General features: G+C 70.5%; 17 protein-coding genes. 10 read left to right on the top strand and 7 right to left on the bottom strand.

The window, feature by feature from the left end; all coding sequences use genetic code 11:
• Nucleotides 1–268: 268 nt before the first annotated feature.
• Nucleotides 269–628 carry a phasin family protein gene (locus A33M_RS19345; protein ID WP_008390808.1) on the bottom strand — a complete coding sequence of 120 codons (360 nt, stop codon included), beginning with the start codon at nt 626–628 and terminating at the stop codon, nt 269–271.
• Between the two features lie 368 nt (nt 629–996).
• On the opposite strand from A33M_RS19345, the gene A33M_RS19340 reads away from it, so the two are divergent.
• Nucleotides 997–2568 carry a D-alanyl-D-alanine carboxypeptidase gene (locus tag A33M_RS19340; protein ID WP_052027135.1) on the top strand — a complete coding sequence of 524 codons (1572 nt, stop codon included), beginning with the start codon at nt 997–999 and terminating at the stop codon, nt 2566–2568.
• A gap of 271 nt (nt 2569–2839) precedes the next feature.
• Here the strand turns inward: A33M_RS19340 and A33M_RS19335 are convergent, their stop codons facing one another.
• The 3 genes from A33M_RS19335 to A33M_RS19325 form a co-directional block, all read right to left on the bottom strand.
• The gene (locus tag A33M_RS19335; protein ID WP_008390800.1) at nt 2840–3541 is read right to left on the bottom strand and encodes a DnaJ domain-containing protein; all 702 of its coding nucleotides are present in this window, start codon (nt 3539–3541) and stop codon (nt 2840–2842) included.
• A 20-nt stretch (nt 3542–3561) separates the two neighbouring features.
• A complete protein-coding gene (locus A33M_RS19330) occupies nt 3562–4296 on the bottom strand; it encodes a hypothetical protein (protein WP_008390798.1) in 735 nt (244 codons plus the stop codon).
• A gap of 162 nt (nt 4297–4458) precedes the next feature.
• Nucleotides 4459–5520: a division plane positioning ATPase MipZ gene (locus A33M_RS19325; protein ID WP_008390796.1), complete on the bottom strand. Its 1062-nt coding sequence runs from the start codon at nt 5518–5520 to the stop codon at nt 4459–4461.
• A gap of 203 nt (nt 5521–5723) precedes the next feature.
• Between A33M_RS19325 and panC the strand changes: the two genes are divergently transcribed.
• On the top strand, nt 5724–6581 hold the full coding sequence (gene panC, locus A33M_RS19320; RefSeq protein ID WP_008390793.1) for a pantoate--beta-alanine ligase: 858 nt from the start codon (nt 5724–5726) through the stop codon (nt 6579–6581).
• A 60-nt stretch (nt 6582–6641) separates the two neighbouring features.
• Here panC and A33M_RS19315 read toward each other — a convergent pair whose 3' ends face one another.
• On the bottom strand, nt 6642–7328 hold the full coding sequence (locus A33M_RS19315; RefSeq protein ID WP_008390791.1) for a PilZ domain-containing protein: 687 nt from the start codon (nt 7326–7328) through the stop codon (nt 6642–6644).
• Between the two features lie 439 nt (nt 7329–7767).
• Between A33M_RS19315 and A33M_RS19310 the strand changes: the two genes are divergently transcribed.
• The 5 genes from A33M_RS19310 (at nt 7768) to A33M_RS19290 (ending at nt 11584) form a co-directional block, all read left to right on the top strand.
• Nucleotides 7768–8544, top strand: a complete 777-nt coding sequence (locus tag A33M_RS19310; RefSeq protein ID WP_008390786.1) for a DUF4198 domain-containing protein — start codon at nt 7768–7770, stop codon at nt 8542–8544.
• Between the two features lie 37 nt (nt 8545–8581).
• Nucleotides 8582–9202, top strand: a complete 621-nt coding sequence (cbiM, locus tag A33M_RS19305) for a cobalt transporter CbiM (protein WP_008390784.1) — start codon at nt 8582–8584, stop codon at nt 9200–9202.
• Between the two features lie 140 nt (nt 9203–9342).
• Nucleotides 9343–9990, top strand: a complete 648-nt coding sequence (locus tag A33M_RS19300; protein ID WP_008390783.1) for a hypothetical protein — start codon at nt 9343–9345, stop codon at nt 9988–9990.
• On the top strand, nt 9987–10766 hold the full coding sequence (gene cbiQ, locus A33M_RS19295; RefSeq protein ID WP_008390780.1) for a cobalt ECF transporter T component CbiQ: 780 nt from the start codon (nt 9987–9989) through the stop codon (nt 10764–10766). The genes A33M_RS19300 and cbiQ overlap by 4 nt, the downstream gene beginning before the upstream one ends.
• The gene (locus A33M_RS19290; protein WP_008390777.1) at nt 10763–11584 is read left to right on the top strand and encodes an energy-coupling factor ABC transporter ATP-binding protein; all 822 of its coding nucleotides are present in this window, start codon (nt 10763–10765) and stop codon (nt 11582–11584) included. Before cbiQ ends, A33M_RS19290 begins: the two co-directional genes overlap by 4 nt.
• Before the next feature lie 36 nt (nt 11585–11620).
• Here A33M_RS19290 and A33M_RS19285 read toward each other — a convergent pair whose 3' ends face one another.
• Together A33M_RS19285 and A33M_RS19280 are read right to left on the bottom strand one after the other, a co-directional pair.
• Nucleotides 11621–12232 carry a response regulator transcription factor gene (locus A33M_RS19285; protein ID WP_008390775.1) on the bottom strand — a complete coding sequence of 204 codons (612 nt, stop codon included), beginning with the start codon at nt 12230–12232 and terminating at the stop codon, nt 11621–11623.
• Nucleotides 12229–14241 (bottom strand): sensor histidine kinase, encoded by a 2013-nt coding sequence (locus A33M_RS19280; RefSeq protein WP_008390774.1) that lies wholly within the window; start codon nt 14239–14241, stop codon nt 12229–12231. Before A33M_RS19280 ends, A33M_RS19285 begins: the two co-directional genes overlap by 4 nt.
• A gap of 119 nt (nt 14242–14360) precedes the next feature.
• Here A33M_RS19280 and A33M_RS19275 point away from each other — a divergent pair, with 119 nt between their 5' ends.
• The 3 genes from A33M_RS19275 (at nt 14361) to A33M_RS19265 (ending at nt 17715) form a co-directional block, all read left to right on the top strand.
• Complete coding sequence (locus A33M_RS19275) at nt 14361–15362, top strand: TRAP transporter substrate-binding protein (protein WP_008390770.1); 1002 nt, start codon at nt 14361–14363, stop codon at nt 15360–15362.
• Nucleotides 15363–15710: 348 nt separating this feature from the next.
• Complete coding sequence (locus A33M_RS19270) at nt 15711–16391, top strand: TRAP transporter small permease (RefSeq protein ID WP_040621904.1); 681 nt, start codon at nt 15711–15713, stop codon at nt 16389–16391.
• Between the two features lies 1 nt (nt 16392).
• Nucleotides 16393–17715: a TRAP transporter large permease gene (locus A33M_RS19265; protein WP_008390767.1), complete on the top strand. Its 1323-nt coding sequence runs from the start codon at nt 16393–16395 to the stop codon at nt 17713–17715.
• Nucleotides 17716–18210 lie beyond the last annotated feature (495 nt).

Below are 18210 nucleotides of genomic sequence, written 5' to 3'. Positions count from 1 at the left end.
ACAGCGAGGCTGGGCCATCATCGGTCAGGCATAACGAAGGCTGGTATGAGCCACTCGTGGCGAGCCTTCTCGGGGTGATCCGCTCGCGGCGAGCCGCTCGCGGCGTACGGACTCGGCAAGCGGCCCCCGCTCCCCACCGCCCGAACGAGAAAGAGCCCGGCGCGGCCCGCCGGGCTCTTCTTCGTATTCGGTCTCTCGTCTTCCGTCTCTCGTACTCGGCAGCGCCTCGCCGCCCGTCGGCCGGGGGCGCGGCCCGCCGGTGCCGCGATCAGCTGCCGGCCTGGGTGCCGAACGGCATCGCCGGCGCCTTGCCGAGAATGCCCTCGTACGGCTTGAACATCTCCTTGGCGAGATCGGCATAGAGCTCGCTCATCCGGTTCGACTGGGCGATGAAGCCCTCGAACGCGGTCTTGAGATAGTCGGACTGCGCCTGGACGGCGGTATCGAGCGACTTGGCGCCGAGGATCTTCTCCATCGCCGCGGTGCCCTGCTCGAGCGAGCGCTTCGAGTAATCGGCGGTCTCCAGCGCGATCGCCTGGACGCTCTTCGAGAACATCCCGAGCGACTTCATCGCCGCGTCCATGCTCTCCTTGCCGTAGGCCTGCACGTTGTCCATCGAATTGGTCATCGGACGTCTCCCGGTTGCCTTCTCCGGCGGCAATCGCACGGTCGTGAAGCGAAGTCCGGAAGCGGCGGCCTCGTGTGCGAACCGTACGTTGCAACCCGACCCCAATTTATGTTGCGGTGCACAATTTTGCAAGTTTCTTTTTTGCAGTGCAGCATAACCGGCAAATTCTGCAGGTTCCCCAAAGGAATCGTTAACCGTTTCGAAACGGCCGCCCCCTACGGTACGGGCTCACATCGTCTCGTTGACGCCCGATTTGGCCGGTAACGATCTCGTGAGCCGCCGCCGGCTCGGCATCGGAGCGGACGGCCCAATCGAGAATTCCGGGACACCGGGCGCCGCCAACGCGCTCGATGGGATGAGGGGAAACCATGCTCCTGGCATTGGGGAAATCGCGCGGCCTGCGCACGATCGCGATCGGCGTGCTCACCTGCGTGACCGCGGTCGCGCTGGTGCTGGACAACGCCGACGCCCGCAGTCGCCGGCACCGGGCCGCCCGCGGCGGCGGCTACAATCCGCCCTACGCGGCGATCGTGGTGGACGCCAACACCGGCAAGGTTCTGCACGAGGCGGCGGCGGACGGCATTCGCCACCCCGCCTCCCTCACCAAGATCATGACGCTGTACCTGCTGTTCGAGCGCCTGGAGGCCGGCAAGCTCGATCTCGAGACGCCGCTGAAGGTGTCGGCGCACGCCGCCGCCCAGTCGCCGACCAAGCTCGGCGTCAAGCCGGGGCAGACCATCACCGTCGACCAGGCGATCCGCGGCCTCGTCACCCGCTCGGCCAACGACGCCGCGGTGGTGATCGCCGAGGCGATCGCCGGCGACGAGGACGACTTCGCCAAGATGATGACGCGCAAGGCGCGCGCGCTCGGCATGTCGAAGACGGTCTATCGCAACGCCTCCGGCCTGCCGAACGACGACCAGGTCACCACCGCCCGCGACCAGGCCCTGCTCGGGCGCGCCATCCAAGACCGCTTCCCCAAGCAGTACAAGTATTTCTCGATCCCCTCCTTCACCTTCCGCGGCAGCGTCATCCGCAACCACAACCGCCTGCTCGGCTCGGTGAAGGGCGTCGACGGCATCAAGACCGGCTTCATCCGCGCCTCCGGCTTCAACCTCGTCTCGTCGATGCGCCGCAACGGCCGCCATCTGGTGGCGGTGGTGCTGGGCGGCCGCTCGTCCGGCGCCCGCGACGCCAAGATGCGCAGCCTGCTGGAGAAGTACATCGACGACGCGTCGCCGCGCCGGACCGCTCCGCTGGTCGCCGAGGCCGCCGGCGGCGCCGACGACACGGTGGTCGCGGTGCTGCCGCGCCCGGCCCCCGCCAACCGCAGCGAGCCCGCCAAGGCGCAGCCGATCGACCCGATCAAGCCGATCCTGGTCAAGACCATCCGCGTGAAGCTCGACGGTACCCGCACCGCCGCCATGACGCCGCCGCTCGCCCACATGCCGGTGCAGCCGGTGCGCACCCATATCGGTGCGATCCGCCCGCAGGCGCCGGCTCCGCAGCCGACCGTCGCTGCGGTGGCGCCGACCCCGGCGCCGGTCGCTGTCGCTCCGGCCACCGCGCCGACCCCGGCCGCCCGTACGGTGACCGTCGCCACCGGCGATCCGGACGCCACCTACGCGCTGGCCAGCGCGTCCACCCGCGACGCCAAGCAGGACACCAAGCGCAACGAGCCGGAAAAGGTCGTGCGGTCGGGCTGGATCATCCAGATCGGCGCCTTCGAGGCCGAGAGCGAGGCCAAGAACCGGCTCGACATGGCCCAGTCCAAGGCCAAGAGCGTGCTGGCCGACGCCGATCCGTTCACCGAGACCGTCGTCAAGGACGACCGCACCTTCTATCGCGCCCGCTTCGCCGGGTTCGAGCGGCGCTCGGCCGAGGCCGCCTGCCGCTACCTCAAGCGCCGGAACTTCGCCTGCCTGACGATCAAGAACTGACGGATCGAGGAGCCAACGTTTCCGGGCGCCGGCGCGGCGCCCACCGTCTTCGGCCTTCACGACGGCGCCCCCGGAACCGCAAAGCGGCCGGGGCGCCGGGGACCCACGGGAACAGGAGCCCGCCCGGTCCCTTCGCCGTCGCGGCCTTTCAGCAGAGAAAAAACCCACCCACCGGAAACACGGGGGATCTTTCGGAGGCCTTGCTCGGCGGCTCGTGTATCGGAGCCGCTGGCGGTGAACATCGAGCGTTGAGTGCGTTGCGTTGGAGTCCCTATCGATGTCCGCGAAGCAGGACCTCCTTGGCCTCGTTGACCCGGGCCGCGAGCCACGTCGACCCCCCCTGGTCGGGATGCAGTTTCTTCATGAGCAGCCGGTGGGCCCGGCCGACCTCCTCGGGGCTCGCCCCCGGCTCAAGGCCAAGGATCTGATAAGCCTCCTGTTCCGTCATTTTGCCGGAACTCGCCGCGCGGCTCTCGCCCGCCGTGTCACCCGCCTGCGCGTGCTCACGCCAGCGGGGACTGCGGCGGTCAAGATATGCGGCTAGCAGCGTGCGGCTCTCCTCGTCGAACTCGGCGAGGAGGCCGACGAGCGTCGCCTCGTCGAGATCGTCGAGTGCCGCCCCGGCGCAACGACCGGCGAGCACGCGGCCCCGCATCGCCCCGCTGTCGTGGTCGAGCTCCATCTCGACGCAGGCGGCCCGCACCCGCGACACCTGCCCCGGGCTCTTCCGGGTGCGCCGCCCGAGCGAGGCGGCGCCGAACGGCAGCACGCCGAGCATGCCGAGCCCGGCGAGCCCGATCGGCAGGCCGATGCCGAACTGCCCGCGCAGCGTGAGGAAGGCGCCGAGCGCCGCCAGCACGACGCCCCCGGCATAGCGGGCGCCCTTGGCGAGCCCCTTCGGGTCGGCGGCGGAAAATCCCTTGGCGAGCGCCAGGATCAGGATCAGGGCGGCGAGGCCGATCAAAAGGCCCATCTATTTCAGCTGCTCCAAATCTACTTCAATTGCTCCAAGAGGCGCAGGGCGGTCGGGTTGCGCGGCGCGAGGCGATCGAGCGCCGCCAGGCCACCGCTCGCATAGGCGGCGACGGCGCGCAACAGCCGGCCGAGCTCGTCGGCCGCTCCCGGCGTCAGCCGGCAATAGGCGCCGCGGGTGAGCCGGGCGATCTCGCGAAACGTCTGCTCGGCGACCGGGTCGTGCCCCTCCTGGAACATGAAGGCCGGCACCCCGCGCAGGCCGAGCTCGCCCGCCTTGGCCGCGAGGTCGTCGACCGCCTCCTCCATCGCGTCGCCGACATAGACGAGCGCCTGCACCTTGTCGGCCTCGGCCTCGCGGCGGGCGTGAGCCAAAACCTTGCCGATCTGGGTGTGGCCGCCGCGGCAGTCGATCCGCTCCATCAGGCGGGCGAGCGCGCGCGGGTCGGACACGAAGCGCGAGGCCCGGCACTCGCCGAATCCGCGGAAATAGACGAGCTGGACGTCGAGCCCGCCGATCGCCGCGGTCTCCTCGAACATCTCGGCCTGCAGCCGGCAGGCGCGGTCCCAGGTCGGCTGGCGACTCATGGTGGCGTCGAGGGCGAACACCAGCCGGCCGCGCCGGCCCGGCGTGCCGGCGGGCCCGAGCGACCGCACGGTCTCGAGAAAGGCGTCGATCTCGCCGCGCGACGACACCTGCGTCGTCGGCCGCTCGGTCGGGGGCCGCTCAGAGGAGCGGTCGGGCGGCTTCGCCATGGCGGCTCCTCTCTCGGACCTCGCGGTTCTCGCGCCTCGCACGGCTCTCGCGGCGCCGACGAATCCTCTGTCCGTTCATGGAGCCTAGGTGGTTTCGTCGCAGCGCTTTCGCAATCGGGGAGGATGCCGCAGGGAGGCCGCAACGGGAGACCGGCGAACCTTTCAGCGCGCCGGCGGGGGTGGCGGCGGTGCGGCGGTGGCGGACGACCGCGGGGGGGCGGGCCGGCGCGCTTGCGCCAATGCCGGCAGCGGCGCGGGATCGGCGCCGGCCGGCTCGGGTGCCGGCTCGTCGACCAGAACGTCGTCGACGTCGAGCGGACGGAACGCGCTCATGAACCATTCGGCCCGCGCCTCGGCGCGCTTCTTGCCGCGGGCGTCGAGCGGCAGCATCAGGCTCGACACCAGCCCCTGCACCTCGAGCCGCGCGGTGACGTGCGACATGCTCGGCTTGGTGCCGAGCGCCGCCTCGTCCAGCTCGTCGAGCGCGGTGAGACCGCGTGGGAAGAACTCGCGATAAACCACGCGCTCACAAAAGCCTTCGACGAAGCGGAAGCCGAGCCGGCGGGCCAGCGTCGAGAGCCCCTCGCCGACCACGCGGCGATTGCGCGAGCCGAGCGTCGAGAGGCGATTGCGCACCACCACCCAGTCGGTGACCTTGCCGTCGACGATGCGGCGCTGCCGGCGCGCCTCGCGCACCAGCTCGGCATAATGGCTCGCCCCGGTGATCTCCAGCGTCTGCGGATCGACCGTGCCCAGAACGTCGAAATCGAGGAACGAGTCGTTGAGCGGGGTCACCAGCGTGTCGGCCATCGAATGGGCGAGGCGCGACAGGTAGGTGTCGGTGCCGGGCGTGTCGATCACCAAAAAATCGTGGCGGTGCTCGATCTCGGCGATCGCGTCGGCGAAGCGGCCGAACTCGGCCGCCTCGTTCTCGTCGATGCGCAAGCCCTCGCCGCGGGCGATGCAGAAATGCAGCGGCATCTCGACGGGCTTGGCCACCTTGCGCGCCCACAGGCGGCGGCGCTCGAGATAGTGGGTCAGCGTCTGCTGGCGCGAGTCGAGGTCGATGGTGGCGACCCGCTGGCCGGCCTTCATCAGCGCGACCGCGAGGTGAATCGCGGTGGTCGACTTGCCGGAGCCGCCCTTCTCGTTGCCGAGCACCACGACGTGCGCCGAGAGCGGACCGCGCTGCGCTGCCTCCCGACGATCCGGCTCGATGAACATGGGGTCCTCCACGGCGGCCGATAATTGTTTTGATCGCGCCGCACGGTCAAGTTATCAGTACCACCGGTCCCAAGTCGTGACCCGCGTCGCGATCGTCCCCAGCGGAGTACGCCGCCACCGGCCCGCGCCGCCGTGCGGTGCATCCGAATGGCGGCTGCGACCTCCGCGACTCTCTCGCGCCCCTCTCCCGAGCTTTTACGCCGATGCCCCGCCCCTCGTCGCCTCCCGTCGCCCACACGCTGAAAACCCTCGACCGCACGCTCACGCGCTTCCGCGCCGCGGGTGAGACCGTCGCGCTGGTGCCCACCATGGGCGCGCTGCATGCCGGCCATCTGACGCTGGTGAAGCGGGCGAAGCGCAAGGCGAAGCGCGTCGTGGTGTCGATCTTCGTGAACCCGACCCAGTTCGCGCCGAACGAGGATTTCTCGAGCTATCCCCGGACATTGAACGACGACGTTGCGGCGCTGTCGGAGCTCGGCGTCGATCTCGTCTGGGCGCCGTCGCCCGAGGTGATGTACCCGGACGGCTTCGCCACGCGGGTGGTGCCGGAAGGCCCGGCGCTCGCCGGGCTCGAGGACGCGTTTCGCCCGCACTTCTTCGCCGGTGTCGCGACCGTGGTGTCGAAGCTGTTCGGCCAGGTGCGGCCCGATTTCGCGATGTTCGGCGAAAAGGATTTTCAGCAGCTCGCGGTGGTGACGCGGATGGCCGCCGACCTCGATCTCCGGGTGAAGATCGTGCCGGTGCCGATCGTCCGCGAAAAGGACGGCCTCGCCCGCTCGTCGCGCAACGTCTATCTCTCGCAGGAGGAGCGCGCCCGCGCGCCGGCGCTTCACCGAACGCTCCAGGCCTGCGCGAAAAAGATCGCCGGCCGCCGGCCGATCGCCGCGACGCTCGCCGCCGGCCGCAAGGGTTTGGAAGCCGAAGGCTTTGCCGTCGATTATCTGGAGGCCCGCCACGCCGAGACGCTGGCGCCGATCACCTCCCGCCGCGACGGGCCGATCCGCCTCCTGGTCGCCGCCAAGATCGGCACCACCCGGCTGATCGACAATCTCGCGGTCTGACGGCGCGGTCCGGCCGGGCGGTCCGACCGGGCGGTCCGGTCCGCCCGCAAATGCCCGGCCTCACCTCCGGTCGGCCGGCTCCTCGACGTCGATCAGCACCACCTCGCGGGCGGGCGTCGCGTCCGGCACCGTGCGCGGCGCGGCGGGCGGCTTGATCAGCAGCTGCTCGAGAAAGCGCTGCTCCTGCGGCTGCATGAAATGCACCGCGAACCCCTCAGGAAAGTGCCGCACCACCCGGCCGACCACCTTGCCGACCGCGAGCGGCATGCCGATCGGCGGCTTCGTCTCGGCCGACACCGCGACGCCCGAGGCCGACATGTCGATCACGAAGCACGGCACCACCTGCCCGTCCGGCATGATCAGCGTCGAGTGCGGGCTCAGCGGCACGATGCGCTTGTGGCGGCGGGCGTTCGGCAGATCGTCGCGCTGGTGCTTGTCGAGCCAGTCGAGTTTTGCCTCGAGCTTTTCGCGCAGATCCGCGCCGGCGTCGATCGAGGCGGCGAACCCGCCATAGAGCGTGCGCAAGACCTTGCCGGCGAGCCGGCCGAACTCGTCGACATAGGCGACCACCGGCTCGCCCACCGTGCCGACCACCGGCCCGGCCAACACCATGCCGTTCGGCGAGATGTTGACCAGCCGGCAGGCATATTCCGGCAAGCGGCCGTCGAACCCGCGACGGCGGGTGAGAATGTAACGGCCGGGCAGGCTGACCACCACGCGGACGTCGCGGCGGCGCTCGTGCGGCACCGCGTGCGGCCCTCGGGAGGCGTGAGGCGAGCCTTGGGGCGGCGAGCGGTGGGGCACGCTGTCTCCGACCGAATGCGCCCCGCCACGGCGGCCGGGGCTAGCCCTGAGTGATCATACGTAAATTACCCTAGCGTGCGGTGCTGCGCCACCCTTCGCGGCCCGCGTTCCCCGGCGAGGTCGCGACATCGTGAGTATCGCGCCACCGGCGCGGCGACGATTTTCCGAGCACTTTTCGCGAATCCGATCGGACGATTTTACCGACCGGGCGCAACCACCCGGTCACCGCGTCTTCCGGCGTCCTTCCGCGTCCAGCAAAGGCCCGCCCGGCGCCGGCCGCAAGGCGGCGATGTCGGCCGCGACAGCGCGGGCGGACTCTGTTATGATGTTTTTGTCGAAAGATCATACCGCGCCGCCCGGCGCCCTGCCCTCGGAGCCTCCCGTGCACCGCCGTACTCTGCCTCTCGCCGCCCTGCTGTCGCTCGCGATCTCGCCGGCCTTTGCGCATTTCCAGGAGATCCTGCCCTCCGCCGACGTGCTTCCGGACGGCGGCAAGGTCTTGCTCGACCTCGTCTTCACCCACCCGATGGAGCGCGGCCCGACGATGGAGATGGCCAAGCCGAAAAAGGTCGGCGTGGTGGTCGGCGGCAAGACCGAGGATCTCTCCGGCGCGCTCGAGAAGAAGCCGGTCGACGGCAAGACCGCCTGGACGCTCTCCAAGACGCTGACCGAGCCGGGCGCCGCGGTGTTCTTCGTCGAGCCTGCGCCCTATTGGGAGCCGGCCGAGAAGAAGTGGATCACCCATTACAGCAAGGTGGTGGTCGACGGCTTCGCCTCCGGCGAGGGCTGGACCGAGCTGGTCGGCCTGCCGGTCGAGATCGAGTATCTGAGCCGCCCGACCGGCCTGTGGACCGGCAACGTCTTCACCGGCCTCGTGCGGGCCGATGGCAAGCCCGTGCCGTTCGCCGAGATCGAGGTCGAGTGGGTGAACGACGGCTCGGTCGAGGCGCCGAACGACGCCTTCGTCACCCAGGTGATCCGGGCCGACCAGAACGGCGTGTTCAGCTACGCGATGCCGCGCGCCGGCTGGTGGGGCTTTGCCGCGCTGGTCGACGGGCCGGACGCCAAGAGCCCGGAGGGCAAGCCGGCCAAGACCGAGCTCGGCGGCCTGGTCTGGGTGAAGGCGACCGACATGCCGGCCGCCCCGGCGAAGAAGTGACCGGCGCGGCGGCTCGACTCTCGACGAAGTCCCCCGAATGGCCCACATCCCCGACGGCGTGCTCTCGGTCCCGGTGCTGATCGGCGGCGGCGTGCTCGCCGCCGGCGGTCTCGCGCTCGGCCTGCGCCGGCTCGACGAGCGCGACATCCCGAAGACCGCCATTTTGGCGGCCGTCTTCTTCGTGGTGTCGCTGGTGTCGGTGCCGGTCGGGCCGTCGAGCATCCATCTTCTGCTGTCCGGCCTGATGGGGCTGGTGCTCGGCGTGCGGGCGATCCCCGCGGTCTTTGTCGGGCTGTTGCTCCAGGCGGCGCTGTTCGGCTTCGGCGGCCTGACGACGCTCGGCGTCAACGTGGTCGACATCGCCTTTCCCGGCGTGGTCTTCGCCGCGCTGGCCCGCCCGCTGATCGATGCCGCGCAGCCCCGCCGGGCGGTGGCGGTCGCCGGGCTGGTGGCCGCACTCGCGGTGCTCGGCACCGCGGGCTGCGTCTCTCTCGCACTGGCGTTGTCGTCGGCGGAGTATTTGCCGAGCGCAAAGATCGTCGCCGTCACTTATGTCCCGCTCGCCGCCGCCGAGGCGGTGATCACCGCGCTCGTGGTCGGCTTTCTCCTAAAAGTCCGGCCGGCGCTGCTGGCGAGCCCGGCAGGGAGGCCGGCATGAGACCAACGGCGACAGGGTCCAACCTCGTCCTGAGGAGCCCGCGTGAGCGGGCGTCTCGAAGGACGAGGCCATGGTCTCCCGCCATCGGCACGAGACGCGCCCTCGCTTCGTTCCTCGCCGTTTTCGCACTGGCGCTGACGATGCTCCTCGCGGCCGGGCAAAACCCGGCGGAGGCGCATCGGCTGAAAGTCTTTGCCACCGTCGAGGACGGCGCGATCACCGGCTACGCCTTCTTCATCGGCGGCGGACGGCCCGAGGGTGTCGACTTCATCGTGAAGAACGGCTCCGGCACGGCCGTCCATCGCGGAAAGACCGACGACGAGGGCGGGTTCCGCTGGCGTCCCGATCACGCAGAAGACTATTCGGTGACGGTCGATGCCGGCGACGGCCATTTTGCCGCCGCCGAAATTTTGGCCGACCGGCTCGCCGGCCAGCTTTCGGCCGAACCGGCCACGGCGACGCCTCAGGCGACCGCCCCTGCCCCGGCATTCGTCGTCCCGGCCCAGCCCGGGCCGGCCGAGGCCGCGGCCTGCGCGCCGCTCGACCGGGACGCACTGGCAAAACTGGTCCAGGCGAGCGTCGACCGCGCGGTCGCGCGCGAAATCCGGCCGCTGCTCGAGGCCTACGACCAGGCCGACGGCCGCGTCCGCCTCAACGACGTGATGGGCGGCGTCGGCATGATCGTCGGGCTCGCCGGCGCCGGCCTGTGGGCCGTCTCGCGCCGCCGCAGGCCCGTGCCCGACGACCCCGCCGGCCCGCCCGGCGAGCGGCGCGATCCGCCGGCATGAGCGTGCTCGCCCCCGAGACGCCGTTGCGCGCCCTGCCGGCGGCCGCCGTGCGCCCGTTCTTGCTGGACACGCTCGATGCCCGCACGCGCCTCCTTTGCGCGCTGGCGATCGTGCTCACGGCGATCACGCTAAAAAACCCGGCGGTGCTGGCGGCGCTGCTGGTGGCGCTCGCCGCCGGTGCCGTGCTCTCCCGCCTGCGGCTTCGAACCATCGGCCATCGCCTTCTGCATCTCGAAGGGTTTCTGGTCGTCCTGGTGCTGCTGCTGCCGTTCACCGTGCCGGGCGAGCCTCTCCTGAGCCTCGGCCCGCTCACCGTCTCGGACGCCGGCGTCGCCAAGGCCTTGCTGGTGCTCCTGCGGGTCAATGTGGCGGCGCTCGCGATGCTGACGCTGGTCGCCGGGCTCGAGCCGGTGCGGCTCGGCCATGCGCTCGCCCGCCTGAAGCTGCCGCACAAGCTGGTGATGCTTCTGCTGTTCGCCGTGCGTTACGTGAGCCTGCTGCGGGCCGAGGCGGTGCGCCTCTCCGATGCGCTGCGGGTGCGCGGGTTCGTGCCCAGAACCTCGATGCACACGTGCCGCACGCTCGCCTGGCTCGCCGGGCAGATGCTGGTGCGCGCCTTCGAGCGCGCCGAGCGGGTCGACGAGGCGATGCGCTGCCGCGGGTTTTCGGGCCGCTTCCCGCTGGTGAGCCGCGATCGCTTCGGCATCTCCGATGCCGTGTTTGCCGGGGCGCTCGGCGCCGTGCTGCTCCTCGCGCTCGCGGCGGACCGGCTGTGACGGCGCTTTTCTCGCTCGAGGGCGTGACGGTGGCCCGCGCCGGCCGCATTGTGCTCGACGGCGTGTCGCTCGCGCTCGCGCCCGGCGAGCGCCTGGCGCTGGTCGGCGCCAACGGTGCCGGCAAGACCACGCTCCTGCGCACCCTGGTGGGGCTGGAGCCCCCCACCGCCGGCAGCCTCGTCGCCTTCGGCCGCGCGCGGCGCAGCGAGGCCGATTTCCGCGAGGTGCGGCTGCGGGCGGGCTTTCTGTTCCAGGATCCCGACGACCAGCTGTTCGCGCCGACCGTGCTCGAGGACGTCGCGTTCGGCCCGCTCAATGCCGGCCTCGCCCCCGACGCCGCGGTGGCGCGGGCGAAGGACACGCTCGCCCGGCTGAACCTCGCGGCGCTCGAAGGCCGCATCACCCATCACCTTTCCGGCGGCGAGAAGCGCCTCGTCTCGCTCGCGGGCGTGCTGGCGCTCGAGCCCGACGTGCTGCTGCTCGACGAGCCGACCAATGCGCTCGACGCCGCCCACCACGCCCGCCTGCTCGACATTTTGACGGGGCTCGCGGTGGCGATGATCGTCGTGTCGCACGACCGCGCGGTGCTGGAAAGGCTAGCGACCCGCGCCGTGCTGCTGGAGAACGGCAAGCTGTCGGCGGCGCGGCTGCACCGCCATTCCCACCGGCACGACCATCTGCACGTCCACGCCCTGAACGAGGCCGAAGGCGCAGCCCACGCCGACGCTCATGCCCACGCCGCCGCGCACCCGCACGCGCCGCACGGCGACCCGCCGGACGATCCGCCCGACGACGGCACCGCCTCGGGCGGGCGGTAACGGCCTGCGGATCCGGGACGGGCTCGCCCGCGTCGGTCAGCCGCCCACCATCCGCGCGAGATCGACGATGTTGCGGGCGGCCATCTTCGCCAGCACCCGCGAGCGGTGGAGCTCGACGGTCCGCATCGCGATGCCGAGGGCATCGGCGATCTGCTTGTTGAGATAGCCGTCCAGCATCAGCGTCATCACCTCCGCCTCGCGCACCGACAGGCTCGCCCGCCGCGCCGCCACCGCCTCGCGCGCGCACGCCTCCGCGGTGCGGACCCGATGGGTCTCGATCGCGGCCAGCGCGATGTCGACGATATGGTTGTCGTTGAACGGCTTCTCGACGAAGTCGAAGGCCCCCGCCTTGAGCGACTGCACCGCCAGCGGCACGTCGGCGTGACCGGTGAGGAAGATCACCGGCGGCACCGGCGGCGAGGCGGGCAGCGCCTGCAGCGCATCGAGGAACTGCGGGCCGGACATCCCCTCCATCCGCACGTCGAGGATCAGGCAGCCGCAGTCGCGCTGCGGCCAGGCGGCGAGCAGCGCCTCACCCGACGGCCAGGCCTTTGCGGCGATCCCGCGCGAGGCGAACAGGAAGCTCAGGCTGTCGCGCAGGCTTTCCTCGTCGTCGACGATGTGGACGGTGAGCGGAGCGGCGGTCATGCGAAAACCTTCTCGGGCGCGAGGGGCAGCGTGACGGAGAAGACGGTGCCGCCGCCCGGCCGCGGCGCGTGGCCGAGGCTGCCGTGGTGCAGCTCGACGATCGAGCGGCAGATGTTCAGCCCCATGCCCATGCCCTGCGACTTGGTGGAGGTGAAGGGATCGAACAGCCGCGCCGCCACCGCGTCCGAAATGCCGTGCCCGCGATCCATCACGTCGAGCACGACGGCGCCGCCCGCCTGTCCGACCCGCACGGTGAGGTCGTTGCCGTGGCGCGGCTCGTCGGCCATCGCCTCGATGCCGTTGCGGATCAGGTTGACCAGAACCTGCTCGATCAGGATGCGGTCGGCCATCACCTGCGGGATCGGCCCCTCGACATGGCTCGACAGCTTGACCCGCCGCTCGCGCGCGTTCGCCGCCATCAGCGCGAGCGCCTCGCCGACCACCTCGGCGAGATCGAGCGGCGCGAGCTGGGGGGTGCGCTTCTTCACGAAGTCCTGGACGCGGCGGATGATCAGCCCGGCCCGCCGCGCCTGCGCGGCCATCTTCTCGAAGGCGGAGCGCAGCATCGCCGGGTCGGGCCGTTCCTGCTCGAACAGATTGAGGCCGCCGGCGGCGTAGGAGGCGATGGCGGCGAGCGGCTGGTTGAGCTCGTGCGCCAGCGTGGACGCCATCTCGCCCAGCGTGACCAGGCGGCCGGTGCGGGCGAGGCTCTCGTCCTGCGCGCGGGCGATGCGGGCGGCGCGCTTCGCCTCGGTGATGTCGATGATCGAGCCCATCCAGCCGCGATGTCGCCCGCCGGCGTCGATCAGCGGCGCCTCGTAGACCTGGACCTCGATCTCGGCGCCGTCCGAGCGGACGAACCGCGTCTCGAACGCCTGCGGCAGCGCCTGCCCCTCGGCGAGCTGGCGCTGGCGGGCGAGCGTCTCCTCCAGCGCGTCGGGCGCCCAATAGGGCATCGGAGGATCGCGCCCGATCAGCGCCTCCGGCGTCGAGCCGACCAGCTTGCAGAAGGCGGCGTTGACATAGAGGATGCGCCCCCGGCTGTCCTTGGCGCGCAGCCCGACGGTGAGGCTCTCCTCCATCGCCCGGCGAAACGCCATCTCGGCGCGCAGCCGCTCCTCGGCGAGGCGGCGGCGGTCGGCGTTGCGGTGCAGCGCCGCGAGCGCGAGGATGGCGAACACCGAGAGCGCCAGGATCGCCGCCAGCAGCGTCGTGTTGCCGAACGCCGCCGGGGCGTCGTAGGCCATGATCTCCAGCGTGGTGCCGACCAGCGGCGGCTCGAAGCTGATGCTGTGGCGCGGCGCGGCGGCGTCGATCGGCCGGCGGGTGCGCTCGGCGAGCGTGCCGGCGGTGTCGGTCAGCCGCACCCCGTACTGCTCGGCGATCCACCACGGGATGTGCCGGTCGAGCATCATCGGCAGCGAGACCGAGGCGACCACCACGCCGCCGGTCGCCGACACCCGCTGCGCCACCGGCACCACGCCGTTCTCCACCGCGCCGTAGACCGGCCGCGAGGTGACCGCGCCGCTCGCCAGAAGGCGCGCCGCCAGCGCCGCCTCGGCGGCGCCGCCGCCCTCCGGCACCGCGGCGACCAGGCCGCCGTCGGGTCCGTACCAGCGCAGCGCCAGCGTCTCGGGATTGGCGGCGACGTGCATCCGGCCGCGCGCGGTGAGCACCGGCTGGGGCGTGCCGCCGGCGGCCTCCAGCGCGAGGCGGACCAAGAAATCCTCGTCCACCGCCATCTGGAAGCGCAGCGTCTGCTCGACCCACAGCGCGTCGGTGGCGAGTTTTGCGCGGGCACGCCCGGCGTCCGCCTGTGCCACCAGGAAGACCAGCACGGCGACCAGGGCGACCAGCGCGACGATGGCGACCAGCGGGATCAGCGCGAGCACGTCGAGCCGGCGCGCGCCGAGAAACTCGGGCACGCTCCACACGTCCGGCCCGGCCGGCGGCGGCGAGGCCGGGCCCTGCCGGCCCGGCTGGATGGCGGCTCCCTGTGCCTCTGGCATGGTCCTTCCCGCCGCCATCATGCATGCCGATTGCGGAAAGCCGCAATAGCGCGAGGGAGGCGAAATCGCGCAAACACGTACGCACTCCGCCCCGGAGGCGGAAACCGGAGGAAAAACCCATGCCGACTCGTCGCAGGCTGGCCGCCCTCGTCGGCGCCGCCGCCCTGAGCCTCACCCTTGCCGCTCCGGCAACGGCCGCACCCATCGTCATCAAGTTCAGCCACGTCGTCGCCCCCGACACGCCCAAGGGCAAGGGCGCGGTCAAGTTCAAGGAGCTGGCCGAGACCTACACGAACGGCGCGGTGACCGTGGAGGTCTATCCCAACAGCCAGCTCTACAAGGACAAGGAGGAGCTCGAGGCCCTGCAGCTCGGCGCCGTGCAGATGCTGGCGCCCTCGCTCGCCAAGTTCGGGCCGCTCGGCGTGCAGGCGTTCGAGGTGTTCGATCTGCCCTACATCTTCCCGGACTACGAGGCGCTGCACAAGGTGACCGAGGGCGAGGTCGGCAAGATGCTGTTCGCCAAGCTCGCCGACAAGGGGATCGCCGGCCTCGCCTACTGGGACAACGGCTTCAAGGTGATGTCGGCCAACTCGCCGGTGCGCACGCCGGACGACTTCCTCGGCCTGAAGATGCGCATCCAGTCCTCCAAGGTGCTGGCCGCCCAGATGAACGCGCTCGGCGCCGTGCCGCAGGTGATGGCCTTCTCGGAGGTTTATCAGGCGCTCCAGACCGGCGTGGTCGACGGCACCGAGAATCCCCCCTCGAACATGTTCACCCAGAAGATGCACGAGGTGCAGAAGCACGCCACCGTCTCCAACCACGGCTATCTCGGCTATGCGGTGATCGTGAACAAGCAGTTCTGGGAGGGCCTGCCGGCCGACGTCCGCACCGCGCTCGAGAAGGCGATGGCCGAGGCGACGACCTACGCGAACGGCATCGCCAAGGACGAGAACGACGCCGCCCTCGCGGCGATGAAGGCGGCCGGCACCACCACCTTCCACGACCTCACCGACAAGGAGCGTGCCGCCTGGATCAAGGCGCTCGCCCCGGTGCATCAGCAGATGGCCGGCCGGATCGGCGCCGACACCATCGCCGCCGTGAAGGCCGCGACGGGCAAGTGATCCCGCCGGCGGTCGGTCTCGACCCGTCGTCGCGCGGCGCCCGCTCCTTCGGCGCCCGCGGCGCGCCCCTCGACCGATGAACGGCCCGCGGATCGGCACCGCCGACCCGCGTCCGCGATCCGGTCGAGCCCCGTCGATCCTCGCCGATCCCGGGCGCGCCCGGGTGCGCCCGGGATTTCGAACGCCCCCGGATCGCCGCCCTCGCTCCGCGCGAGCGGTGCGCCGGGTGCGCCGGGACCGACGGCGAGGGGTCGACGGCGAGGGCCGGTGGCCGACACCGCCGGTCCGAGTTTTTCGGGCGACCCTCGCGGTCGTCCTTCCTTTCATGCCTGCCGCACGGGGTCCGCCATGCCACGCTTGCTGGACCGGGCCGAAGAGGTGCTGATCGCCACCCTGATCGCGGTGGCGACGATGCTCATCTTCGCCTCGGTCACCCACCGCTTCACCTTGGGCTTCGCCGCCGACGTCGCCGGCTGGCTCCGGTCGCACGACATGCCCGCCGCCGCCGCGGCGCGATCCGCCTATTTCACGCTGCGCGACATCGATCTCGTCTGGGCCCAGGAGCTGACCATCATCCTGTTCGTCTGGATGGCGAAGTTCGGCGCCGCCTATGGCGTGCGCACCGGCATCCACGTCGGCATCGACGTGCTGATCAACCGGCTGTCGACACCGCGGCGCCGGCTGTTCATCCTGCTCGGCCTCGGCGGCGGCGCGTTCTTCACCGGCACCATCGCGGTGATCGGCGCCAACTTCGTCCGCCACATGTATCACGCCTCGTCCACCTCGCCCGATCTCGAGCTGCCGATGTGGCTCGTCTATCTCGCGATTCCGCTGGGCTCGGCGCTGATGTGCTTCCGCTTCCTGCAGGTGGCGGTCTCGTTCGCCCGCACCGGCGAGCTGCCGCATCACGATCACGGCCATGTCGACGGCGTCGACACCGAGGACGAGGGCATCGACGATCTGGGCGAGGCGATGCTGCACAGCCCGCTGACGCCCCGCGATCTCGTCGAGAAGCGGAAGGACGCCTGACATGAGCGCCGTAATCATCTTCGGGCTGCTTCTGGCGCTCATGCTCACCGGCATGCCGATCTCGATCGCGCTCGGCCTGACGGTGCTCACCTTCCTGTTCACCATGACCGCGGTGCCGATCGACACGGTGGCGCTCAAGCTGTTCACCGGCATCGAGAAGTTCGAGATCATGGCGATCCCGTTCTTCATCCTGGCGGGCAATTTCCTCACCCATGGCGGCGTCGCCAAGCGGATGATCGACTTCGCCACCGCGATGGTGGGGCATCTGCACGGCGGGCTGGGGCTCGCCGCCGTGTTCGCCTGCGCGCTGTTCGCCGCGGTGTCCGGCTCCTCGCCGGCGACCGTGGTGGCAATCGGCGCGGTGATCCTGCCGGCGATGACGGCGCAGGGCTTTCCGCAGCGGTTCGGCGCCGGCGTCGTCACCACCTCCGGCGCGCTCGGCATCCTCATTCCGCCGTCGATCGTGATGGTGATGTACGCGGTCGCCACCTCCGGCATGATCGTGCACGGGCCGGACGGCAAGCCGGTCGACGCCGCCTCGATCGGCGAGCTGTTCATCGCCGGCGTGGTGCCGGGACTGCTGCTGGCGGGCTTCCTCGCGTTCACCACCTGGTATCGCGCCCGCAAGTTCGGCTATCCGCGGCTGCCGAAAGCGAGCTTCCGCCAACGCTGGATGGCGTTCCGCGAGGCGATCTGGGGCCTTCTTTTGATCGTCGTCGTCATCGGCGGCATCTATGCCGGGCTGTTCACGCCCACCGAAGCCGCGGCGATGAGCGCCGTCTACGCCTTCGTGATCTCGGTGTTCGTCTACAAGGACCTCACCTTGCGCGACGTGCCGCGGGTGCTGCTCGCCTCGGCCAACATGTCGGCGATGCTGCTCTACATCATCACCAACGCGGTGCTGTTCTCGTTCCTGATGGCGCACGAGAACATCCCGCAGGCGCTCGGCGACTGGATGGTGAACGCCGGCCTCGAATGGTGGATGTTCCTGATCATCGTCAACCTGCTGCTGCTCGCCGCCGGCAACTTCATGGAGCCCTCCTCGATCGTGCTGATCATGGCGCCGATCCTGTTTCCGGTGGCGGTGCGGCTCGGCATCGACCCGGTGCATTTCGGCATCATGATCGTGGTGAACATGGAGGTCGGCATGTGCCACCCGCCGGTCGGGCTCAATCTCTACGTCGCCTCCGGCATCACCAAGATGGGCATCACCGAGCTGACCGTCGCGGTGTGGCCGTGGCTTCTGACGATGCTCGTGTTCCTCGTGCTCGTCACCTACGTGCCGTGGATCAGCCTGGTGCTGCCGCGTCTGCTCGGCATGTGATCGGGACGCACCGAGACCCCCGCGAAACACGCGAGGGTCTCGGATGCGGAGCGCGGAGGGCCGCAAGGGGGGAAGGCGGAGTTCGGAGGGGGGAAGCGCGGGTCGAGGCGCGGAGGGTCGAGGCGCGGAGGCCGAGTTTTGGTGCCGGCTGAGGGATTCGAACCCCCGACCCCCTGATTACAAATCCGTTTCCGCCGGATTCCACCCAATCCCATGCTGTACGAGCTGCTGCGATTCTTCTATATAATCCATTGAGTTCGACCACCATCGAGGACGACGGCATGCGCTGCGATTTGCGCTCTCCTGCTTACGTGGTGCTTACGTGGCGTTCACGTAAGCAGGCCGGCCTCGCCGGTCCGGGCGGCCAAACGACATCGACCGTGAGGGCCTCCGGCCGTCCAGCCCGTCCAGGTCGTCCCCGGCCCCACAGCCACAAGGGCTCCTCGCACCGAGGGGCACCGTTAGGCGCCGTCCAGGTGGTGTCCAGCGGACGGG

Origin of the sequence: Rhodovulum sp. PH10 (assembly GCF_000293785.1) — a bacterium.
GTDB lineage: Bacteria > Pseudomonadota > Alphaproteobacteria > Rhizobiales > Xanthobacteraceae > Rhodoplanes.
This window is presented reverse-complemented; position numbering and strand designations above follow the sequence as displayed.

Bases quoted from the DNA above. Each gene is read 5' to 3' on its own strand.
- A33M_RS19325 (WP_008390796.1), bottom strand. From the start codon at position 5,520: ATGTTCATCGAGCCGGATCGTCGGGAGGCAGCGCAGCGCGGTCCGCTC.
- A33M_RS19335 (WP_008390800.1), bottom strand. From the start codon at position 3,541: ATGGGCCTTTTGATCGGCCTCGCCGCCCTGATCCTGATCCTGGCGCTC.
- A33M_RS19345 (WP_008390808.1), bottom strand. From the start codon at position 628: ATGACCAATTCGATGGACAACGTGCAGGCCTACGGCAAGGAGAGCATG.
- A33M_RS19280 (WP_008390774.1), bottom strand. From the start codon at position 14,241: ATGCCAGAGGCACAGGGAGCCGCCATCCAGCCGGGCCGGCAGGGCCCG.
- A33M_RS19270 (WP_040621904.1), top strand. From the start codon at position 15,711: ATGCCACGCTTGCTGGACCGGGCCGAAGAGGTGCTGATCGCCACCCTG.
- A33M_RS19340 (WP_052027135.1), top strand. From the start codon at position 997: ATGCTCCTGGCATTGGGGAAATCGCGCGGCCTGCGCACGATCGCGATC.
- A33M_RS19285 (WP_008390775.1), bottom strand. From the start codon at position 12,232: ATGACCGCCGCTCCGCTCACCGTCCACATCGTCGACGACGAGGAAAGC.
- cbiQ (WP_008390780.1), top strand. From the start codon at position 9,987: ATGAGCGTGCTCGCCCCCGAGACGCCGTTGCGCGCCCTGCCGGCGGCC.
- A33M_RS19330 (WP_008390798.1), bottom strand. From the start codon at position 4,296: ATGGCGAAGCCGCCCGACCGCTCCTCTGAGCGGCCCCCGACCGAGCGG.
- A33M_RS19275 (WP_008390770.1), top strand. From the start codon at position 14,361: ATGCCGACTCGTCGCAGGCTGGCCGCCCTCGTCGGCGCCGCCGCCCTG.
- A33M_RS19300 (WP_008390783.1), top strand. From the start codon at position 9,343: ATGCTCCTCGCGGCCGGGCAAAACCCGGCGGAGGCGCATCGGCTGAAA.
- A33M_RS19265 (WP_008390767.1), top strand. From the start codon at position 16,393: ATGAGCGCCGTAATCATCTTCGGGCTGCTTCTGGCGCTCATGCTCACC.
- cbiM (WP_008390784.1), top strand. From the start codon at position 8,582: ATGGCCCACATCCCCGACGGCGTGCTCTCGGTCCCGGTGCTGATCGGC.
- panC (WP_008390793.1), top strand. From the start codon at position 5,724: ATGCCCCGCCCCTCGTCGCCTCCCGTCGCCCACACGCTGAAAACCCTC.